The sequence below is a fragment of the Aeromicrobium sp. PFPM2_SD2 genome, from assembly GCF_057364525.1.
The window spans coordinates 1-721 of record NZ_JBNFNZ010000728.1; the positions used below are offsets into that span (position 1 = coordinate 1).

1 protein-coding gene is annotated in these 721 nt (G+C 76.8%); it reads right to left on the reverse strand.

The genetic code is table 11. The features are described 5' to 3' along the window. The coding region (locus tag AC2W7G_RS17740) for a hypothetical protein (RefSeq protein WP_485869593.1) at nt 1–454 on the reverse strand (454 nt) is incomplete at its 3' end. Nucleotides 455–721 lie beyond the last annotated feature (267 nt).

The following is a 721-nucleotide window of genomic DNA, read 5'->3' on the forward strand; positions in this document are numbered from 1 at the left end:
CGCCCGCGCCCAGGCGTCCTCGGGGCGCTCGCGCCAGTCCCCAGGCCGTCTCGCGCTCGCGGCGGAGGCCGGCCTCGTCGCCGCCGGTGTGCGGGTCGATGTTGTGCAGCTCGAGCAGCTGCACCCCGTCGCGATCGGCGATGGCGTCGTCGTACGCCCGCGACCACCAGCGCAGCGCGCACTCGCGCTCGAGCCGCGACGTCCCGGGCAGCACGGTCTCCAGCACCGGCTCGGACAGCTCGGGGACCTTCTCGCCGTCCAGCCAGCGGACGACCTTGGCCCGGATGCTGGGCGCGAACGGCTCGTCGTCACCGTCCTGCTCTCGCAGCGCGAGCAGGACGTCGGCGAGCTCCGGCGGCTGCGGTCCCAGCGTCCGGTGCCGCTCAGCCAGCGCATCCTCCAGGCGCAGGCGCCCGACGCGCCACGGCGCCACCGGCACGCGTCCCTCGCGCATCGCACCGCCCAGGCGCGGCGCCGTCCGCGACCAACTGGTCGGCGAGCACGCGGTCGCGAGTGCGCCAGACGTCCGGCGGGACCGTGGGTGGGGCGTCGTGCTGCCACGCGGTGCTGCGGTGGTGGACGAGGACGCTCTCGCGGTCGTCGTCGGCGTAGCCGCCGGTCAGTGCGGTCAGCGCGGACGAGGTGCGGCCCGGCGCCTGGACCCGCGCCAGCTGGTGCTGCACGAGGCGGACGCTGCGCTCGTCCGCGCCCCAGCGGTCGC